Annotated in this window: 17 protein-coding genes and 1 riboswitch; of the genes, 2 read left to right on the top strand and 15 right to left on the bottom strand. The window is 55.3% G+C overall.

What is annotated here, in order from left to right; all coding sequences use genetic code 11:
* Positions 1 to 822: 822 nt before the first annotated feature.
* The 12 genes from purF to MHH28_RS25960 all read right to left on the bottom strand — a co-directional run bounded on the left by purF (position 823) and on the right by MHH28_RS25960 (position 15,175).
* The gene (purF, locus tag MHH28_RS26015) at positions 823 to 2,319 is read right to left on the bottom strand and encodes an amidophosphoribosyltransferase (RefSeq protein WP_405106880.1); all 1,497 of its coding nucleotides are present in this window, start codon (positions 2,317 to 2,319) and stop codon (positions 823 to 825) included.
* A complete protein-coding gene (purL, locus tag MHH28_RS26010; protein ID WP_405106877.1) occupies positions 2,304 to 4,550 on the bottom strand; it encodes a phosphoribosylformylglycinamidine synthase subunit PurL in 2,247 nt (748 codons plus the stop codon). The genes purF and purL overlap by 16 nt, the downstream gene beginning before the upstream one ends.
* A complete protein-coding gene (gene purQ / locus MHH28_RS26005) occupies positions 4,528 to 5,217 on the bottom strand; it encodes a phosphoribosylformylglycinamidine synthase subunit PurQ (RefSeq protein WP_405106875.1) in 690 nt (229 codons plus the stop codon). The genes purL and purQ overlap by 23 nt, the downstream gene beginning before the upstream one ends.
* Before the next feature lie 5 nt (positions 5,218 to 5,222).
* The gene (purS, locus tag MHH28_RS26000) at positions 5,223 to 5,468 is read right to left on the bottom strand and encodes a phosphoribosylformylglycinamidine synthase subunit PurS (protein WP_019913657.1); all 246 of its coding nucleotides are present in this window, start codon (positions 5,466 to 5,468) and stop codon (positions 5,223 to 5,225) included.
* A gap of 317 nt (positions 5,469 to 5,785) precedes the next feature.
* On the bottom strand, positions 5,786 to 6,676 hold the full coding sequence (locus MHH28_RS25995; RefSeq protein ID WP_405106871.1) for a phosphoribosylaminoimidazolesuccinocarboxamide synthase: 891 nt from the start codon (positions 6,674 to 6,676) through the stop codon (positions 5,786 to 5,788).
* A gap of 382 nt (positions 6,677 to 7,058) precedes the next feature.
* On the bottom strand, positions 7,059 to 8,354 hold the full coding sequence (gene purB, locus MHH28_RS25990) for an adenylosuccinate lyase (RefSeq protein ID WP_405106868.1): 1,296 nt from the start codon (positions 8,352 to 8,354) through the stop codon (positions 7,059 to 7,061).
* A 6-nt stretch (positions 8,355 to 8,360) separates the two neighbouring features.
* Positions 8,361 to 9,716: a 5-(carboxyamino)imidazole ribonucleotide synthase gene (gene purK / locus MHH28_RS25985; protein WP_405106865.1), complete on the bottom strand. Its 1,356-nt coding sequence runs from the start codon at positions 9,714 to 9,716 to the stop codon at positions 8,361 to 8,363.
* The gene (gene purE / locus MHH28_RS25980; protein WP_405106862.1) at positions 9,713 to 10,198 is read right to left on the bottom strand and encodes a 5-(carboxyamino)imidazole ribonucleotide mutase; all 486 of its coding nucleotides are present in this window, start codon (positions 10,196 to 10,198) and stop codon (positions 9,713 to 9,715) included. Before purE ends, purK begins: the two co-directional genes overlap by 4 nt.
* A 243-nt stretch (positions 10,199 to 10,441) precedes the next feature.
* A riboswitch (purine riboswitch) is annotated at positions 10,442 to 10,543 on the bottom strand.
* Between the two features lie 164 nt (positions 10,544 to 10,707).
* Positions 10,708 to 11,142: a universal stress protein gene (locus MHH28_RS25975; RefSeq protein ID WP_405106859.1), complete on the bottom strand. Its 435-nt coding sequence runs from the start codon at positions 11,140 to 11,142 to the stop codon at positions 10,708 to 10,710.
* A gap of 50 nt (positions 11,143 to 11,192) precedes the next feature.
* Entirely contained in the window at positions 11,193 to 11,456 is a 264-nt protein-coding gene (locus tag MHH28_RS25970) for a DUF1294 domain-containing protein (protein WP_036693313.1), read from the bottom strand.
* Between the two features lie 79 nt (positions 11,457 to 11,535).
* Positions 11,536 to 12,765: an MFS transporter gene (locus MHH28_RS25965; protein WP_405106857.1), complete on the bottom strand. Its 1,230-nt coding sequence runs from the start codon at positions 12,763 to 12,765 to the stop codon at positions 11,536 to 11,538.
* Between the two features lie 265 nt (positions 12,766 to 13,030).
* On the bottom strand, positions 13,031 to 15,175 hold the full coding sequence (locus MHH28_RS25960; protein ID WP_405106855.1) for a DNA topoisomerase III: 2,145 nt from the start codon (positions 15,173 to 15,175) through the stop codon (positions 13,031 to 13,033).
* Between the two features lie 130 nt (positions 15,176 to 15,305).
* On the opposite strand from MHH28_RS25960, the gene tsaA reads away from it, so the two are divergent.
* Together tsaA and MHH28_RS25950 are read left to right on the top strand one after the other, a co-directional pair.
* Positions 15,306 to 15,749 (top strand): tRNA (N6-threonylcarbamoyladenosine(37)-N6)-methyltransferase TrmO, encoded by a 444-nt coding sequence (gene tsaA, locus MHH28_RS25955; RefSeq protein WP_405106853.1) that lies wholly within the window; start codon positions 15,306 to 15,308, stop codon positions 15,747 to 15,749.
* Between the two features lie 21 nt (positions 15,750 to 15,770).
* A complete protein-coding gene (locus MHH28_RS25950; RefSeq protein WP_405106851.1) occupies positions 15,771 to 16,676 on the top strand; it encodes a helix-turn-helix domain-containing protein in 906 nt (301 codons plus the stop codon).
* Positions 16,677 to 16,788: 112 nt separating this feature from the next.
* Here the strand turns inward: MHH28_RS25950 and MHH28_RS25945 are convergent, their stop codons facing one another.
* The 3 genes from MHH28_RS25945 to MHH28_RS25935 form a co-directional block, all read right to left on the bottom strand.
* Positions 16,789 to 17,922, bottom strand: coding sequence for a DUF4179 domain-containing protein (locus MHH28_RS25945; RefSeq protein WP_405106849.1), 1,134 nt, complete (start codon positions 17,920 to 17,922; stop codon positions 16,789 to 16,791).
* Complete coding sequence (locus tag MHH28_RS25940) at positions 17,897 to 18,496, bottom strand: RNA polymerase sigma factor (protein WP_405106847.1); 600 nt, start codon at positions 18,494 to 18,496, stop codon at positions 17,897 to 17,899. The genes MHH28_RS25945 and MHH28_RS25940 overlap by 26 nt, the downstream gene beginning before the upstream one ends.
* A gap of 145 nt (positions 18,497 to 18,641) precedes the next feature.
* Positions 18,642 to 19,388, bottom strand: a complete 747-nt coding sequence (locus MHH28_RS25935) for an acyl-[acyl-carrier-protein] thioesterase (RefSeq protein ID WP_405106845.1) — start codon at positions 19,386 to 19,388, stop codon at positions 18,642 to 18,644.
* Positions 19,389 to 19,487 lie beyond the last annotated feature (99 nt).

Raw genomic sequence — 19,487 nt, 5'->3', positions numbered from 1 at the left:
TCGGGGCGGCAGGGATTTGAACCCCCTTAAGAGGGGAGGTGGTTATAGTCGTCATTACGAGGAACATTTGGACTTACGGCCGCTGTTATATTTGGATTTCCTTGATTTTAACCGCAGGTCGCGGTAGAAATCCAAATATAAAGGCGGACGCTACCGCTCCTACAGTTCCAAATTTCCTCTCCATGACTCACACCACCGGGTTTAAATCCCTGCCGCAAGCCGAAGCTTCGCGCCTTGCACAGCGGCAAGGGGTCGGCGCTGGGCTTCGCACAGCGCCTCCTTAGGCGACCGGTCCCCCGACTTTGCGTTAGCAAACAGGACGGGGGCGGGAGCTAGGCCTGCACGGGGCGAAGCCGTGCGGGCTCTAGAGCGACCGTCACCCCGTTTTTGCGGCAGCAAACAGGACGGGGGCGGGAGCTATTCCTCGCACGGGGCGAAGCCGTGCGGGCTCTAGAGCGACCGTCACCCCGATTTTGCGGCAGCAAACAGGACGGGGGCGGGAGCTATTCCTCGCACGGGGCGAAGCCGTGCGGGCCTTAAGGCGACAGAATCTCCGGATTTGCGCAGCAAACGGGACAGATTCTGGAGCCAGCGGGCCCGGCGGACCGCAGGCCGCCGGGGGTGCAGCGCCGTGAAGCGTGTCCCGTCCGTGCGCAGCACACAGGGACAAAGCGGGGACCCGCACCCAAGCCTACTTAGCAAGTTTAGAGCAGACACAGACCGCCAAGCTTTCGGGTGGCCGGAGGGCAGCGCCCTCTGGAATCCCCCTTCGCAAGGGGGACTTAGGGGGATGAGCCCCACAGACTTAGGGGGATGTCTCACCTAACACGAGCATCCGTCCTTCTCTTCCCCGCCGAAATCCACCTGCGTCGGGTAATCATTGTCGAAGCAGGACAGGCATAAGCCGCCTTTGTAATCGTCACTATTATAGCCGCCGATGGACTGGATCAGCCCATCCGGGGAGAGGAACGCCAGGGAATCGGCGTTGATCTCCTCGCACATCTCGGCGATCGTCTTATAGGAGGCGATCAGCTCCCGGCGGTCCGGGGTATCAATGCCATAGAAGCAAGGGTTCTTGAACGGCGGCGAGGTGATCCGCACGTGAACCTCAAGTGCTCCGGCCTCGCGGAGCAGGTTAACGATCCGGCGCGAGGTGGTGCCTCGCACGATGGAGTCGTCGATCATGACGACCCGCTGGCCTTCCACGACACGGCGCACGGCGCTGAGCTTCATCTTCACGCCCTGCTCACGCAGCTCCTGGCTGGGCTGGATGAAGGTCCGGCCGGTGTACTTGTTCTTGATCAGTCCCAGCTCGTACGGGATGCCCGTCTGCTCGGCATAGCCGATGGCGGCGGAGATACTGGAATCCGGCACGCCGGTTACAATATCCGCGTCCACGAAGGCTTCGAGCGCCATCCGGCTGCCCATCCGCTTGCGCGCAGAGTGCAGGTTGGAGCCGTTCAGATCACTGTCCGGGCGGGCGAAGTAGATGTACTCCATCGCGCACAGTGCTTTGCGCTTAGGCTCTGCGAAGCGGTCCTCACGGAAGCCGTTCTGATCGAGCACTAGCAGCTCGCCGGGCTCGATATCACGCACCAGCTCGGCGCCGATCACTTCGAGCGCACAGGATTCAGAAGCGAAGACATAGGCTTCGCCCAGACGGCCCATAACAAGCGGACGGAGTCCATGGGTGTCTGAGGCGACAATCAGCTTGTCATTGGTCATCAAGAGGAAGGCGAAGCCGCCGACCAGCTGCGACAAGGCATCCTTCGTAGCTTCGACAAAATCCTTCTGCGACCGCGCAATCAGATGCGCCAGCACTTCGGTATCACTGGTCGTCTGGAAGATCGAGCCGCCCTGTTCGAGCTGCTTGCGGATCAGCGGCTCGTTGACGATGTTGCCGTTCGTGGCAATCGCCAGATCGCCGTCACGGTATTTGAAGACCAGCGGCTGCGCATTGGTCAGGCGGCTGTCTCCGCTGGTGGAATAACGCACATGGCCGATGGACATGTCTCCCACCAGCGAAGCAATCTTGTCCTTGTCGAAGACTTCCTTCACGAGGCCCATGCCGCGGTGATAGTTGAAGTCGCGTCCATCCGCCACGCAGATGCCCGCGCTCTCTTCTCCCCGGTGCTGCAGGGCATGCAGGCCGTAATAAGACATGGAGGCGGCTTCCGGGTGTCCGAAGACCCCGAAGACGCCGCATTCTTCTTTTAACGTGTCAAAAATATCTCCCGAGCCCGTTCCTTCGTTGTAAAAGTCGCCGGTCCACAGGATAGGGGCTTCCTGCTTGTTCCCGGTCTTTATTTCATAAGACATGGAATAGCATCCTCCCAAATGGTCTTGAGTTCAGTAACAGCTTCATCCAGTGCAGCTGATCCGTCCAGAGTAACACGCAGGCGGTCCCCGCCCACAGTTCCGATGATCTCTACAGGTACGCCGTAAGCGGCAACCGCTGCCCGCAATTCTTCTGCACGGTCAGGCGCCGAAGTCAGGATAATCCGGGATTGGCTCTCACTGAACAGCGCTACATCCGGGCGGAGCCCGCCGGCGGACAATTCAATATTCGCGCCGATGCTGCCGCTGATGCAGCTCTCGGCGAGTGCTCCGGCCAGACCGCCTTCCGACAGGTCATGCGCCGAGCGCACCTTCCCGCTGCGGATTGCAGCGAGTACTGCATCCAGCAGCTTGCGCTCTGTCGCCAGGTCCAGCTCCGGCGGACGGCCTTCGGTCAAGCCGTGAACGGCATACTGGAACTCGCTGCCGCCAAGCTCTGCCTTCGTAATCCCGAGCAGCAGAATAGCATCGCCTTCCTGCTTGAAGGCCTGGGTTGTAATATGATCGGTATCTTCCACAAGGCCCACCATGCCGACAACCGGTGTCGGGTAGATGGCTCCAGAGGCATTTTCATTGTACAGACTGACATTACCACCGATAACCGGCGTATCCAGCACCCGGCAGGCTTCAGCCATACCGTCTACCGCACGTTCCATCTGCCAGAAGATCTCCGGCTTCTCGGGACTGCCGAAATTCAGGTTATCCGTAATCGCCAGCGGCTGGGCACCGGAGCAGACAATGTTGCGCGCCGCTTCGCTGACAGCAATCCGTCCGCCCACTTCAGGATCAAGATAGACATAACGTCCGTTGCAGTCTGTAGTCATGGCCAGACCTTTGCGGGTGCCATGAATGGTTACCACTGCCGCATCGGAACCCGGACGAACCGCAGTACTGGTGCGTACCATGTAATCATATTGGTTGTACACCCATGCTTTGCTTGCTACCGTAGGCGAACCCAGTACGGTACGCAGAGCGCCGCCCAGATCGGTTACTTCTTCATAACGGAGCGTATCCACCGAGGCATTCTCCTCATAATAAGCAGGAACTGCCGATGGTTTGTTATAAATAGGGCATTCATCCACCAGTGCCGTTACCGGCATATCGCCGACCACTTCGCCGTGATGGAACAGCTTCAGGCGGCCGTCATCCGTAACCTTCCCCACCTTGCGGCAGATAACGCCCCAACGGTCGAAGATTTCCTGTGCCTGTGCTTCATCCTTAGGCTCTACCACGAACAGCATCCGCTCCTGTGATTCGGAGAGCATCATCTCATAAGGAGTCATGCCGTCCTCACGCTGCGGCACCTGATCCAGATACAGCTCCAGACCGTTGCCTGCCTTGCTTGCCATCTCAGCACTGGAGCAGGTCAGTCCGGCTGCACCCATATCCTGAATCCCCAGTACGATACCGCTGTCGATCAGCTCCAGGCAGGATTCCATCACCAGCTTCTCCATGAACGGGTCGCCGACCTGAACCGCCGTCCGCTTCGCTTCCGACTCATCACTAAGCTCAACCGAGGCGAAGGTCGCACCGTGAATCCCGTCACGGCCGGTAGGAGGACCTACATAGAATACGGGGTTGCCTACCCCTTTGGCGACACCGCGCTGGATTTTATCGTGATCAATCAGGCCGACACACATCGCATTGACCAGCGGATTGCCGTCATAGCTGTCATCGAACATAATTTCCCCGCCGACCGTGGGGATGCCGATACAGTTGCCGTAGCCCGCGATCCCGGATACCACATGCTCGAACAGATATTTTACCCGGTCACTCTCAAGCTTCCCGAACCGCAGGGAATTGAGCAGAGCTACCGGTCTTGCACCCATGGAGAAAATATCGCGGATAATCCCGCCCACCCCGGTCGCCGCGCCCTGATAAGGCTCTACCGCTGACGGATGGTTGTGGCTTTCGATTTTGAAGACAACCGCCTGGTTATCGCCGATGTCCACGATCCCCGCGCCTTCGCCCGGTCCCATGAGCACCTTCGGCCCGCTTGTCGGGAAGCGGCTCAGCAGCGGCTTCGAGTTCTTATATGCGCAGTGCTCGGACCACATTACGCTGAATACGCCGATCTCTGTATAGTTAGGCTTACGTCCCATGAAGGAAGTAATGAGCTCATATTCGCTGTCCGATACCCCGAACTGACTATAGATTTTCTGCTCCGCGATCTGCTCTGCGGTCGGCTCCTTAGCGGATACTTGCTGCGTCATAACGATCCCTCCATGTCTTGAGAATGGATGTGAACATCCGTTTGCCGTCTTCCGAGCCCAGCAGACTATTCGCTGCACGTTCCGGGTGAGGCATCATGCCAACCACATTGCCTGCCACATTGCTGACTCCGGCAATATCGGCTACCGAACCGTTCGGGTTGTCACTGTAGGTGAATACGATCTGATTATTCGCTTTAAGCTCTGCGAGCGTCTCTTCATCACAATAGTAATTGCCTTCGCCATGCGCGATCGGGATGACAATCTCTTCATCCTTCACATAGTCAATAGTAAACGGGGTTGTGTTATTAACGACCTTAAGCACCGTGTCATGACAACGGAACTTCATCGACATGTTACGGCGCAGCGCACCCGGCAGGAGGCCCGCTTCGGTCAGAATCTGGAACCCGTTGCAGATGCCCAGTACGAACTTGCCTTGCTCTGCCGCCTTAGCCACCTCAGCCATTACCGGAGCGAACCGGGAGATTGCGCCGCAGCGCAGATAGTCACCATAAGAGAAGCCGCCCGGCACGAGAATACAGTCATATGCCGACAGGTCTGTCGCCGTATGCCATACATATTCTACAGGTTCGCCGAGGCTGTCTTCTACTGCCTTGTAGCAGTCAATGTCACAATTGGAGCCCGGAAAGACAAGTACTGCAAATTTCATGATGGTTAGTCCTCCAATTCGTAGCGGTAATCCTCGATCACCGTGTTGGCCAGCAGCTTCTCGCACATTTCCTTCAGACGTCCTTCCGCTTCTGCGCGGTTATCGGTATCGAGCGTCAGCTCCATATACTTGCCGATCCGCAGACTTTCAACTTCCTGGAAACCGACGGAGTGCAGGGCACCCTGCACGGCAACACCTTGGGGATCGAGCACGCTTTTCTTGATGGTGACGTAGACTGTCGCTTTTAACATACGCTTGTAGTTCCTCCTAGAGTTTAATGAACTGAATTAGGCCTTTATCTGAAAAGAAACGCTCACCTACGCTTGCGGTCGGTAGTAACTGGAACTTTAATTGCATTCTGTACATCTAAAATCCGGTTTTCAGGGACAATATTCATTGTAGTTGTATTTCGTACAGCTAAATATCAGCGAATCCTTGTTTTTAAGAGCTTCTGCAGGTTTTAGTTGCACAGAGTACAGTTAAACTGCGGATTTCAGGCTTCTCGAACGTTTTAGTTGTACAAAGTACAGTTAACACTTAATGGTTAATCTACAAAAGAGGGTTTTCCTTATAGCGACATCCCGGTAAGTCTATGGTAGATATCCAGGTACCGGCGCGATGTCTCTTCGACCACCTCAGGCGGCAACGGGTCCGGCGTACTATTCTTATCCCAGGAGGAGGCTGCCAGGTACGTCCGCACAGGCTCCTTATCCATACTGTCGATCTCAATATCCAGAGCGTACTTGTCCTTGGCCCAGAAGCGGGAAGCATCCGGTGTAAAAATCTCATCGATCAGAATCACCTTACCGTCCAGCAGGCCGAACTCGAATTTGCAATCGGCGAGGATGATCCCGCGTTCATTACAATATTCTCTGGCAAAAGCGAACAGCTTCAGGCTCTTCTCCTTAAGCTCCTGCGCAAGCTCCGCACCGATCTGTTCCTGCATCTGCTCAAACGGAATGTCCTCGTCATGACCTACATCATTCTTAGCCGCAGGTGTGAAAATCGGCTCCGCCAGCACTGCATTCTTCCGCAGTCCCTTGGGCAGCCCGATGCCGTTCACCCGGCCGGTCTCCTGATACTGCCGCCAGCCGCCGCCTGTAATGCAGCCGCGCACGACACATTCGATATCGATCCGCTGGGCTTTGCGAACCACCATAATACGGTTCCTTAGCGCTTCGCGGTCCTTCGCAATATCCCCGAGCTTATCCACCTCGATATGAACCACATGGTTCTCGATAAGCTCCTTTGTCTGGCCGAACCAGAAGGCGCTAAGCCGGTTCAGCACATTGCCCTTGTCCGGCACCGCCGGGTCCAGCACATAATCGAATGCGGAGATCCGGTCGGTAACGACAATCAGCACCTCATCCCCCAAATCGTACAGCTCACGAACCTTGCCTTTGTAGAGCAGCGGCGCATTTACGAGTTCCACGGCAGTGGATACGGCCGTTGATGTCATGACCTTTCCTCCCTTGAACAAATGATCTTGCGTATATTTGGGCTAAAAGCGCTTGAGGCGCTGAGATTCCTTCGCTTCGCTTGAGCGGAAACTGAATTACTCCTTTGGGTTAATAGGGTCACTGCGGAAATTTTGGACTTCCGATCGCTGTTATGTTTGAATTTCCTGATTTGAACCGCAGGCAGCGGTAGAAATCCAAACATAAAGGCGAACGCTGTCGCTTCTACAGTTCCAAAATTCCTCTCCGTTCCTCTTTTAACCCCAATGTCTAATCGTGTCCCCCCTGTCGCTTACACTCCAGAACAACTACTGCCCCCACCGCTCCGCCATATCTTCTCCAGCTCATCAGTTCACCACTGACTTACCTTTTTTAAAAAAATAATTAGATCAGCTCCAGCTTGCGGAAGATGGTGTCCACATGCTTCAGATGCCAGGAAGGATTGAACGCATCCTCGATCTCTTCCGGGCTGAGCACGGCCGTGATCTCCGGGGTGGCTTCCACGATGTCACGGAACTGGGTCTGCTCTTCCCAGGCCTGCATGGCACGCGGCTGTACAGTGTCGTATGCCTGTTCGCGGCTGAAGCCTTTGTCGATCAGCTTCGTCAGGATGCGGCCGGAGAACGGAACGCCGAAGGTACGGTTCATGTTGCGCTTCATATTCTCCGGGAACACGGTCAGGTTCTTCACGATATTGCCGAAGCGGTTCAGCATGTAGTTCAGCAGCATGGTCGCATCCGGCAGGATAATCCGTTCTACCGAGGAATGCGAGATATCGCGCTCATGCCACAGCGGCACGTTCTCGTAAGCTGTCATCATGTGGCCGCGGATCACGCGCGACAGGCCGGAGATGTTCTCGCAGCCGATCGGGTTGCGCTTGTGCGGCATAGCTGATGAACCCTTTTGACCCTTGGCAAAAGCTTCCTCTACCTCGCGGATCTCACTCTTCTGCAAAGCGCGGATCTCGGTAGCGAACTTATCCAGGGAAGTGGCAACCAGCGCCAGCGCCGCCATGTATTCCGCGTGACGGTCACGTTGCAAGGTCTGCGTCGAGATTGGAGCGGGGCTTGTGCCCAGCTTCCGGCAGACAAATTCCTCAACGAACGGGTCGATGTTGGCATAGGTGCCGACTGCCCCGGAGATTTTGCCGAACTGCACCCCTTTTGCCGCATGACGGAAACGCTCCAGATTACGCTTCATTTCCTCATACCACAGCGCCATCTTCAGCCCGAAGGTCGTTGGCTCCGCATGTACGCCATGGGTACGGCCCATCATAGGGGTATCCTTGTAGGCGATGGCTTTATCCTTCAGAATCTCAATAAAGCGGATAATATCCTGTTCCAGAATTTCGTTGGCCTGACGCAGCAGATAGCCAAGCGCCGTATCGACAACGTCCGTGGAGGTCAGACCGTAATGCACCCATTTGCGCTCTGCCCCCAGACTCTCGGATACCGCACGGGTAAAAGCAATGACGTCATGGCGCGTTTCCTGTTCAATTTCGTCGATCCGTGCGATGTCGAATTTGGCATCCTTGCGCAGCTTCGCGGCATCCTCCTGCGGGATCACACCCAGTTCAGCCCACGCCTCACAGGCACAGATTTCAACTTCCAGCCACGCGTTGAATTTGTTCTCTTCGGTCCAAATGGCCCGCATCTCAGGTCTGCTGTAACGTTCGATCATAGCTTTTCAGTTCCTCCAAAGGTTAGTTTGCTCTACCCAGGACAATCCGTCGCCGGTATCCTTGCAGAGCAGGTTGATATGGCCCATTTTGCGGCCGGTCTTGCTCTCTGTCTTGCCGTATATATGAAGCTTGGCTGATACCCCAAGCCTGTCTGCTTCTTCGCTCGGCAGGCAGGCTGCCTGAATGGCTCCATCCAAATGCTGGCCGAGTACATTCACCATCACAACTGGCGTAAGCAGCGAGGTATCCCCCAGCGGCAGATTGCAGATCGCCCGCACATGCTGCTCGAACTGCGAGGTCACACAGGCATCCATCGTGTAATGCCCGGAGTTATGCGGACGCGGCGCCAGCTCATTAACGAACAGCTCTCCGTCCTCCGTCACGAACATCTCTACCGCCAGCAGTCCAACAGCTCCCATGCCGGAGACAATCTTCTCCGCCAGCTCGCAGGCCCGCCGCTGAATCTCCTCCGGCACCCTGGCGGGCACAATCGAGAGATGCAGGATATTATCCACGTGAATGTTCTCGGCAGGCGGGAAGCTCTTAACTTCTCCGGATGCGCTGCGGGCGGCAATGACCGAAATCTCACACTTGAAGGTGATGAATTTCTCCAGCACCAGCTCGGGGACGTCCACTGGCGCGGCCCCGTCTGCCTGGGCCAATGCGCCCGGCGCAACCTGCCGGAACGCCGCCGTCAGCTCTTCCGGCTTGCGGATGACGGCTTGTCCCTTGCCGTCGTACCCCCCTGTGGCTGTCTTCAGCACACAGGGCAGGCCCAGGCCGGCAGCCGCCGCTTCCAGCTCCGCCAGGCTGCCGACCTTGCGGTATGGGGCAACGGGCACGCCCGCCGCCTCGATAGCCGCCTTCTCGCGCAGCCGGTGCTGCGTCGTGTACAGCAGCGCGCTGCCCTGCGGCACGTACGATTCCTCCGTCAGCAGCGCGGCTACGCCCGCGTCCACGTTCTCGAACTCGTACGTGATGACGTCCGAGCGCCGCGCCAGCTCACGCGCGGCATCGCGGTCATTATACGCCGCGGTGATCTGCGGCGTAACCTGCCCGCACGGCGCATCCTTGGCTGGGTCCAGCGCCACGAAGCGGTAGCCCATGGCGCTGCCGGACAGCGCCAGCATACGCCCGAGTTGCCCGCCGCCGAGCACGCCGATCGTTGCGCCGGGCAGCAGCGTCCGTGGCGGCTGCCCCCCGGTCTCTTCCGACTCCGCTTCAGCCCCGGCAGCTATCTCTCTGCCTCCAGCCTTTACCGCCCGATCAGCCCCGGCACCTTCAGCCTTGATCGCCCGCTCAGCCCCAACCTGCTCCGCGCTACCCTCCAGGCCTCCGGCCTTCAGCTCCTCCGGCCTCATAGGCTCTCGCTGCTTTCCAGCACCTCGCGCTGAGTCGCCTCGCGCCGCTGCTGCACCCGTTCCGCCACCTCCGGCTCGAAGGCGCCGATGATCTGCGCCGCCAGCAGCCCCGCATTAATAGCTCCGGCGCGGCCGATAGCTACCGTGGCTACGGGGACACCCGCTGGCATCTGCACAATAGACAGCAGCGAATCCATGCCGTTCAAGGCTTTCGACTGCACAGGTACACCGATGACCGGCAGCGTGGTCTTAGCAGCCACCATACCCGGCAGATGCGCCGCGCCGCCCGCTCCGGCGATAATGACCCGCAGGCCGCGCTCCGCCGCCTCCTCGGCATAACGGAACATCAGATCCGGCGTGCGGTGTGCGGAGACAACCTTTTTCTCATAAGCTATGCCCAGCTCCTCCAGCACCGCACAGGTATGCTCCATCGTTTCATAGTCCGATTTGCTGCCCATAATGACACCTACTTGCACAGACATCGTTCACCCAGCCTTCCATTTCCGTAATAGAGAATTCTCTGATTTAAGTGTATCCCGTTTCCTGTCGTATTCCCGCACATCCGACAAAAAAATAGCCCGGATTCCAGACGCATTGTGCTGCGGGTGGACCCGGACTACTAAGGAATCAGGAGGTAACGGGCCGGCACCTGTTCAGACCCGTCCTTGAACAGAGGAGGGTGCAGGAACACCGCCCTGGTATAGAGGGAGGCAACGGCTGCCGTTCCAGTTATCCTATTTCCTCGTAGTCCGGCAATTTACGGTTACCGGGTAGAAACTTCCGGGCCCTATCCCCGGCTTTATACGAGCTCTTCATAGATTCAGTTTAACAATGCCCTACACATCATGTCAACTTAAACACGAACATTGTCATATCATGACTGTAAATTGTTCGCTTTTGAGCATGAATAAAAATCTTATTCCCGCTAATCTACCCATTTGCATACTAAAAAAGAGGGGAACGCCGCAGCGCTCCTCTCCTAAACTTCCTATTATTTAACAACCAGCACCGGAATGCGTGCACTTTGCACCACATTATGGCTGACGCTGCCCAGGACGAACTCCCGGATTCCGCCCAGCCCGCGGCTGCCGATTACAATCACATCTGCACCCTGTTCCTTCGCATAATTCAGAATCACTTCCGCAGGCGATCCCTGCAGCAGCTCTACTGTAGCATTCAGGCCTTCGGCTTCCAGGCGGCTTTTCACTTCATCCGTAGTCTGGACCGCGAGGTCATAATAGTCCTTGTTCACCGATGCCGGCAGAGGCGCGAGAGCTTCCCCGATGAAGAACCGCGGGAATTCAAATGCATGTACGACGTACAGGGAGGACCCTGGCGTTACCTTAGCCAGTTCGATCGCCCGTTCCAGGGCCAGATTCGAAGCTTTTGAACCGTCATAGGCAAGCACGATTTTAGAGAATAACATATACGCCACCTCTTTCTATTATTTACATCTTAGCCAAGCCTGCAAGCCACTTACCTCAAAAAATACCCGTACAGCACCATATTCAGCAGCAGCAGCAGCGGAATTCCGAGTCTGAAGGAAGTATGCCTTGTCTTGTGGCGCTTGCGGTACATGGCAATCAGCACACCCAGCGCACCGCCCATGAACGCCAGCAGAAACAGTGTTTTCTCCGGCACCCGATCCCGTCTTTTCCGGGCCTTGTTCTTGTCTTCCGACATCACCACATACCCGATAATGTTGATCAGCGCGAACCACAGCAATACAACCTTGACCATCCCTCCGGCCCCTCCTCCTAGCATCCTATCCTGCTCTCTATTATATTACCCTTTCCGGCAAAAAACCAATAACCTGCCATCACCGGCCCGGCATCCGCCGTCCTTTTTGGCCCGCTTCGCCTGCTTCTCCGGCCTCTCTGATCCAGAACCAGGACAGACCCGCAGCCAGCGCAGCTGCAATGGCCCCCAGCCAGAAACCTCCGCGCAGGCCATACGCCGCACTCATCCATCCCGCCACAAAAGGGCCGCCGGACATGCCGATCGCATACACCGCCTGATAGAAGCCCATGGCCGTCGCACGCTTGAACGGAGCTACCCCCGAGACCGATTTACCTAATAGCAGCGGGAAGATGAGGCCCTGCATGAAGCCGTTCCCGATCTGTGTTGCACATAGCGCTGCAAGCGTCGGCATCGAAGGAATGAGCAGCGTGAACACCGCACTTCCGGCAAAACCCAGCATCAGCGTCCCCCGGTCCCCCAGCCACCGGCCGAATAATCGCGCGCCATACAGGGTAGCTATCGCATGAGGCAGCATAAAAGCCAGCGTCAGCCAGCCGAGACTCCCCTTGCTCGCTCCAATATACAGCGCCTGATTCGGCGTATAGCCAAACATCGTAATGAACAGCACACAATGTGCCAGCACGGACAACAGGGATACTTTGATCAGCAGCGGCTCCTTCACCACACCGGCCAGATCCTTGATCTGGATCGCCGTGCGCTTCTCCAGCTGTTGCTCTGGAAGACGGATGACCAGCAGCATCGCGGCCGCCGCCACAATCCCCCCGATAATGAACGGGGTATTCCAGCCGAAGTGATCTACGATATAGCCGCTGATCATCATGCTGGTCAACTGGGCAATCACCGTGGTGAACTGGAGCATGCCCATAGCCCTGCCCGCCTCTTCTTTTGGAAAATATCCCGCGAACATCACCGAGTACACCACCCACGCCGATGCCGCAATCCCCGAGACCGCGCGTGCCGCCAGTGCCCAGCCCGGATGTGCCCCTGCCAGGAATAGCAGACAGCTCGCCCCGCTTGCGATCAGACCCAGAACAATAAACGGCCGCCGCCGGTTAAGAATATCCGAGCCGATACCTATCGGCAGCCGGAACAGAATCTGCATCAGGCCGTATACGCCGAGCACCGATCCCACCATGACATAAGAAGCCCCCAGATGCTCCACATACGGAGAGAGCACCGGAACATAGATATAAGAAGAGAACCAGAACATGAAGACAATCACCAAAAAATACAACCGGCTGCTCCCCTTCTTCCCCGGAGCCTCTGCCGCTTTCACCACTCTCTCCATCCCTTCAGCCGCCGCCACTTCATCACCCGCCCCGCTCTATTTACCGGAACCCTAACCCCTGATCCCGTTTCAACCCTCTAAGTAAATCATATCTGCCGTCCCTTGGACAGTCCTTAAGCCGCAATAAGACCACCGGTATGTCCCGGCAGTCTTATTAGGCGCCTTTCTTTGTTACCTAGTCTTTCATCATGAGCCCATCCACCTAACAGCTCTATCCCACATCAGGTTAGCTTGCCCGGTTGTACAGCCTTCCACCTTCTTGCGGCTACTTGCCCTTCTGCTTTGCTTCCATCGCAGCCTTCAGCAGATCTCCAAGATTGTTGCCTGCACTTTCCGTCTTGCTGTACTGCTGAACCAGCTTCTGCTGCTCGCGTTTGTTGATATGCTTGTGGTCCTTATCCATCGTCTCTGTAATCCCGCAGCCGAGGCACTGCACATACTTCCCGGCCTTGCCTTCCTTCATCTCCATCTTCTTATGGCACTGCGGACAGCGGCGGTTCGACAGCTGCTTCTCGCCCGCCCGGGTGTAGCCGCAGTCTTCCTTGGGACAGACCAGCAGCTTGCCGCGCTTGGTCTTCTTCTCTAACATCCTTGTTCCACACTCCGGACAATGGCTGTTAGAGACATTATGCGGCTTGTATTCCGCTCCGCTGTTCTTCACCCCGGACACCAGCTCCTCGGCCATACTGCGGATACCCTGCAAAAAAGGCTCCGGGCGCCCTTGCCCGCGCGCGATTCTTTCCAGCTCCGCTTCCCAGCGCGCCGTCAGGTCCGGAGTACGCAGCTTGCCGGATACCAGCCCGATCAGCTGCTTGCCCTTGCCGGTCGGATGCAGCAGATTCCCCTGCCGTTCAATCGTATCCGAGCTGACCAGCTTCTCGATAATATCCGCACGGGTAGCCGGGGTCCCCAGGCCATGCTTCTCCATCTGCGTCAGCAGCGAAGCTTCATTATAACGCTTCGGCGGCTGTGTCCGCCCCGGCTTGATGATGCAGCGCGCAACCTTCACACTGTCACCTTCCCGCAGCTCCGGCAGCTTCACACTGCCTGCTGCGGGCTCATCCCCCGCATTGCTCTCATCTTCATCCTCATCGGAACTCATATCCCCGCCGTACACTTCACGCCAGCCGGCATCCTTGACGGTGGTCCCTTTCACATGGAAGCTTTCTCCTTCCACAGTTACCGTCACAGCTACCGCATCATAGCGGGCCGGAGGATAGAACAGGCTGATGAACCGCCGTACGATCAGATCGTAGAGCTTCCGCTCTTCCGCACTCAGCAGATTGAGCAGCACCGTCTGCTCGGTCGGAATAATCGCGTGGTGATCGCTGACCTTGCTGTCATCGACAATCCGCTTCGTGATCGGCAGCGGCTTCCGCAGCAGCGGTCTGGCGAGGGCCGCATACGGCCCGACAGCCACGCTGTCGAGTCTTTCTTTTAGCGTCCCCGTCATATCTGCGGTCAAATAGCGGCTGTCTGTACGCGGATAAGTGACCAGCTTATGCTGCTCATACAGCTTCTGCAGCACACTTGAAGTCTGCTTGGCCGAGAAGCCGAATTTGCGGTTGGCATCCCTCTGCAGCTCTGTCAGATCATAGGCCAGCGGATGAGGCTCGCTTTTCTCACTCTTCTGCACCTTGGTGATCCGCCCGCTGCGGCCTGTCAGCTTATCTTTAAGAACTCCTGTCTTCTCTCTATCAAAAATCCGGCCATCCCCGCCCTGCGCGCGCCATCCTGCCTGGAAATTCCCGAAATCTGCCGTCAGCAGATCATATTCCTGGGAACGGAAGCCGGTAATCTCATTCTCCCGGTCCATAATCATCCCCAGCGTAGGGGTCTGTACACGCCCTGCCGAGAGCGGCGCGCCGAACTTGCAGGTTAAGGCCCGTGTCACATTCAATCCGATCATCCAATCCGCCTCGGCCCGGCAACGGGCAGATTCATACAGCCGGTCGAAGTCCCGCCCAGGCCGCAGCGAAGCGAACCCTTCCTTAATCGCCTTATCCGTCTGCGAAGAGATCCACAGCCGCCGGAACGGCTTTTTCCAGCCAGCCATATTCATAATCCAGCGCGCCAGCAGTTCACCCTCACGCGCCGCATCCGTTGCTACAATCAGCTCCTCGATATCCTGCCGTTTCATCAGCTGCTGCACAGCCTTATATTGCTGGCTCGTCTCGCGCAGCACCTTCAGCTTGGCCTTCTCTGGAAGAATCGGCAGATCCTCCAGCGCCCAGGTTGCATATTTATTGTTATAGTCCTCAGGCTCAGCCAGGCCCACCAGATGCCCCAGCGCCCAGGTCACCACATATTTCGGACCTTCCATATAGCTCTTCTGTTTATTCCCGCACCCCAGCACCCGCGCAAGCTCACGGGCCACCGACGGCTTCTCCGCCAATACCAGCACCTTCATCGTTCCATCCCCTTCCTGTCATCAACAACCTATTATACCATGACATACAAGTCCGCAATTATCATCAGGCCGAATTCCCTTCACTTCCGATAGACTAGAATCATCCCCCAGCCGAAAGGAGTCACAGCCAATGCCCGCCTTAGAATCGTATAATATTATACCAGTAGGAGTAGTAACGGGAACACAGCATAACCTGCGACTTGAGATTAGACCCGAATACAGACCTGCCTTGAAGGGGTTAGATGCTTTCAGCCACTGCCAGATCCTGTGGTGGATTCATGAGTTTGCAGAAGATTGCTTCCGGGGGACTACTCAGATCGAGCCTCCCTATGATGCCCCGGTAAGCGGTGTTTTTGCGACCCGGTCTCCAGTCCGCCCTAATCCGCTTGGACTTACGGTTGCCCGTATTATCTCCGTCGACCTTGATCAGGGATTTGTAGAGGTCAGCGGACTGGATGCCTATCCGGGAACGCCAGTGCTTGATATCAAAGCTTATTTCCCTTCCACCGACCGTGTCCGTGAGGTTAGAGTACCCGGATGGGCTGCCACATGGGGAGAGTGGACTGTAGAATAGAACGTCAAGGAGAGGATTTACATGAAGAACAGCCAGCTTATTCTGCAGGCCATCCAGTATATTGAAGCCAATCTGAAGCAGCCGCTGTCTGTTCTGACCCTCTCCAGGGAGACGGGCTATTCGCTGTTCCACTTCATCCGCCTGTTTCAGGGAGTTACCGGACTCACACCGGGCGACTATATTGCAAGACGGAGGATTTCCGAGGCGGCCAGAGATATTCTAGGCAGACCCGAGCGGACCTTTCACGAGATCTCACTGGACTATGCTTATAATGATTACGAGACCTTCACCCGGGCCTTCAAAAGATTGCTGCACACTACCCCCACCCATATCCGCCACAAGTCTAACCCGGATATCCCTCTGTTGCTGCATCCGTTACAGCCGGCTGATTTGCCTCATTGGTCAGATCAGAAGGGCGCCTCTCCTGACCTGATTGAGCTTGGTGAGATCAGGCTGCAGGGGCCGTTCATTACCATTACCCAAGATCAGTCAGTCATCGGTGCGGCATGGGAACAGCTATTCAGCAGTCTTTCCGTCATCCCTGACCGTAAGGTTCCAGAACAGTATTACCAGCTAGGCTATTGGCCTGATAACTATGAAGATAACGGAATCTCCTTTCACATTGCCTGCGAGCTGAATGCCTCAACAACTGTACGTGCCGGCACTACCCTTCAGACTAGCTGTGGACAATTAGGCAACAGCCTGCCTATCCACACACTGCCACCAGCACGTTATCTCAGATTTAAGCATACAGGGCCATCTGCAGAAGTCTCTGCCACCTACAAATATATCTATGGCGTTTTTCTGCCTAGAACCGATTACCGCCTGAACCTCTCTTATGAATTTGAATACTACGGCCAAGACTATCTGGGCCCCCACCATCCGGACTCCGTAAGTGAAATCTACATCCCGTTAACGCTGCTCTAATCAGCAAGATAACCCCACAACATATATTCTTATCTATCAAAAAAAGCCCGCATCTGCACAGCAGACGCGGACCAGAAACATCCAAATTTTAACCATTCCCGCTTTCGCGGGTTCACGGAATCACAATAGTGCTCTCAAGGTCCTTATGATAAGTTCGCACCGGTTTCCCATTGGCATCCAGCAAGAGCTTCAGCTCATTATCCAAAGTCATTGTATACGGTCTGACCGTAATCGTCTTAGGGATTTGCGGGAAGGTATTATACAGGCTATCCACAATGGGATGCTGAACTGCCTTCATCAAGGCATATCCTTGCTTGGAAGTAACAACATTACCGGCATCATCCACAAGCTCATAAAATACCGCCGTTGGACCATATTCCCCTGTCTGCTCCGGCGATGCAGGCACCTCTCCTTCACTGGTGACGATCAGCCTCATAGCAGCAGGCGTGATGTCCAGACTCTTTACTTTATAATGGAAGGAGTCTTTACTTGCCCCCAGACCCGGAGTAAGATTGATGATTCCCTCCGCAAGCTTCTTCGCCGTTACCTGGAACTCAAAGGGCTCGGCGATCTGGGCAACCGGCACACGGATGTTCACCTTGAATTCATCTCCCAAAGCTGATGCATTCCACAATTCCCTTATTTCCAATAAAAGGGTATTCGGTTGTCCCTTTACGTTTCCTGTAGAAGAAGAACCGGAACCGATAGGCTCCCCGGATTCCAGGGTAAGTTCAGGCAACCCCAGCAGCCCTTTGGTCGATTGATCGAATTCGTGAGTTTTATAATCAGTGATTTCAGCCAGCATCCGCCCATCCTCTACTCCAGCTCTTTCAAATCCAATAGCCAGCTGAATCCCGTCATAAAACACCTCCGTAACACTTAACGTCACTCCATCCTTGGTCACGCTCATGTTAGGTGAAGTCGTCAGGCCCTGTTCCGCCGCCAATTTCAGTCCCGGGTTCTCCGTATGCTTGAATATACTGTTGAACACGGGGATTTGACTCAATGTATCAGCCCAGGCAGGGGAGATGAATCCTGCTGTGATTGTACCTACCCCTATCACTACAGCTATGCTTGCGGCTGCCAACGTCTTTTTAAGCAATTTGCTTCCTCTTCTAGTCTCCAAATGCTCAATCCGGTTCATAATCTGCTCATTATAGCTGTCCACAGGAAACTCCACGCTTGCGAGGCTGCCGCGAATCTGTTCCAGCATTTGCTTCTCAGTTTGACTCTGCCATTTTGCCATGAGCACATCCTCCTTCATCCGCTTTTTGCTGAATCAGTTTTTTACGGAGCCGTTCATACTTTTTGCGCTGCGCCGCCGAACTGCTTCCTGTAATCAGTGAGATCTCTTCGAAGCTGTATTGTTCAATGACACGAAGGATTAATAGCCCCCGCTCTTCAGAAGTGAGATTTTCAAAAATCCGGTCTACCGGCGACTCCTCCGGCAACGCTTGTTGATTCGTCATCAGTTGCAGCTTATACAGGGACAGCAACCGGCTGCGGCGCTTACGCCTGCGAAGCTGGTCCAGGCAATGATGATAAGCCACCTTATACAGCCAGGCCGAAAAAGAAACCCGCTGCTCATAACGCCTAAGCTGCTGATACACTTTAACGAATATATCTTGCACAGCATCCTCTGCTTCTTCACGGCTCCTCAAAATATAGTAGCAATACGTGTAGATCTTTCTTTCATACGCAGTGATTATGGTTGTGAACGCCTGCCTGTCACCTGCGTGTACCTTTAGAATGGCATCTTCAATCTTATTTGGATTCAATGGGCTCCCGGGGTTGCCTTGCTCCAAAGGAATCACCTCCATTTTCCTTTTACACCTGTATAACGAATGCCAACTGTATATTTGTGACATCTAGAGAAATAGCCGAATACGACAAAAGACAGTTTCCCTGTAATCCGAGCAACTGTCCAAATTTTATGCTATGAAAGTAACTTTAACCGTAATCAACCTAACGCTTAAGCTTCAGGCATGCTTCAAAAAATATCCGCTCCCCGTCATGTCCGCGCAGATATAATCCTTCTTCAGTCAGAGGGGAACGCATAACACGGATCTCTTCACCATACTTGGCCTCATGGGTATAGGTAATATGAAGCCCTATAGGCTCTAACTCCTCCCACTCCTCCAGCGACAGTGCATCACAGCATAAATCTACATATCGCGCATTGTTAAGATGTTTGTTGTTATCCAGCCCGCTGTATCTCACCTGATAACGGTAAGCCTCCTGCAAGGAAAGTTCAGGTGGAATGATCACTTTATCCGGCAGACTCCCTACGGAATCCTCCAGATACGGCTCCACCGCAATAGGTAGTGCAGAAGGACGCAGAATCTTCCGCTTTTCGATATCCACAAGCGCCCAGATCGAGCGCGCCGAAGCAAGCTCTACACCTTGGGCATCATAGATCCGGTAATCCCGCTGCCAGAGGGGTCCTTTGTTTCCTTTACTCCAGGTATGTACATCGAGAAGCTCACCCGGGGACGGCAGACGCTGCAGATTCAGATCAAGGGTGATGATCATCCAGCCCATTCCCGCCTTGAGCATGCTCTCCATACTTAGCCCCAGACTGCTTACAGCCGAATCCGCAGCACGCTGCATAATATCCAGCAGGAAGGAGAGCTTGCCCCTTGACCGGTAATCCGTGTCACTTGCCTGAACCCTGAAATGCTCTGTCCACAAAAAGCTGCTATGCTTGTCCATAACTTTTGGCTCCTTCACCTATCTATCCCCAATTTTCGGTACCTATCCACATTATTCTAACGGATATCCACATCGTTTGGGGAGAAGTATCAAAAAAAC

Origin of the sequence: Paenibacillus sp. FSL K6-1217 (assembly GCF_045040735.1) — a bacterium.
Taxonomy (GTDB): Bacteria; Bacillota; Bacilli; order Paenibacillales; family Paenibacillaceae; genus Paenibacillus_AQ.
Note: the sequence above shows the minus strand (reverse complement) of the source record. Positions and strands in the feature narration are given on the sequence as shown.

Excerpts from the sequence above, each read along its gene's own strand:
- MHH28_RS25945 (WP_405106849.1), bottom strand. The coding sequence starts at position 17,922 with ATGGCAAAATGGCAGAGTCAAACTGAGAAGCAAATGCTGGAACAGATT.
- MHH28_RS25950 (WP_405106851.1), top strand. The coding sequence starts at position 15,771 with ATGAAGAACAGCCAGCTTATTCTGCAGGCCATCCAGTATATTGAAGCC.
- MHH28_RS25975 (WP_405106859.1), bottom strand. The coding sequence starts at position 11,142 with ATGTTATTCTCTAAAATCGTGCTTGCCTATGACGGTTCAAAAGCTTCG.
- purE (WP_405106862.1), bottom strand. The coding sequence starts at position 10,198 with ATGTCTGTGCAAGTAGGTGTCATTATGGGCAGCAAATCGGACTATGAA.
- purF (WP_405106880.1), bottom strand. The coding sequence starts at position 2,319 with ATGTCTTATGAAATAAAGACCGGGAACAAGCAGGAAGCCCCTATCCTG.
- MHH28_RS25965 (WP_405106857.1), bottom strand. The coding sequence starts at position 12,765 with ATGGAGAGAGTGGTGAAAGCGGCAGAGGCTCCGGGGAAGAAGGGGAGC.
- MHH28_RS25970 (WP_036693313.1), bottom strand. The coding sequence starts at position 11,456 with ATGGTCAAGGTTGTATTGCTGTGGTTCGCGCTGATCAACATTATCGGG.
- purK (WP_405106865.1), bottom strand. The coding sequence starts at position 9,716 with ATGAGGCCGGAGGAGCTGAAGGCCGGAGGCCTGGAGGGTAGCGCGGAG.
- MHH28_RS25940 (WP_405106847.1), bottom strand. The coding sequence starts at position 18,496 with ATGGAGGTGATTCCTTTGGAGCAAGGCAACCCCGGGAGCCCATTGAAT.
- purS (WP_019913657.1), bottom strand. The coding sequence starts at position 5,468 with ATGTTAAAAGCGACAGTCTACGTCACCATCAAGAAAAGCGTGCTCGAT.
- MHH28_RS25960 (WP_405106855.1), bottom strand. The coding sequence starts at position 15,175 with ATGAAGGTGCTGGTATTGGCGGAGAAGCCGTCGGTGGCCCGTGAGCTT.
- MHH28_RS25995 (WP_405106871.1), bottom strand. The coding sequence starts at position 6,676 with ATGACATCAACGGCCGTATCCACTGCCGTGGAACTCGTAAATGCGCCG.
- purB (WP_405106868.1), bottom strand. The coding sequence starts at position 8,354 with ATGATCGAACGTTACAGCAGACCTGAGATGCGGGCCATTTGGACCGAA.
- MHH28_RS25935 (WP_405106845.1), bottom strand. The coding sequence starts at position 19,388 with ATGGACAAGCATAGCAGCTTTTTGTGGACAGAGCATTTCAGGGTTCAG.
- purQ (WP_405106875.1), bottom strand. The coding sequence starts at position 5,217 with ATGAAATTTGCAGTACTTGTCTTTCCGGGCTCCAATTGTGACATTGAC.
- tsaA (WP_405106853.1), top strand. The coding sequence starts at position 15,306 with ATGCCCGCCTTAGAATCGTATAATATTATACCAGTAGGAGTAGTAACG.
- purL (WP_405106877.1), bottom strand. The coding sequence starts at position 4,550 with ATGACGCAGCAAGTATCCGCTAAGGAGCCGACCGCAGAGCAGATCGCG.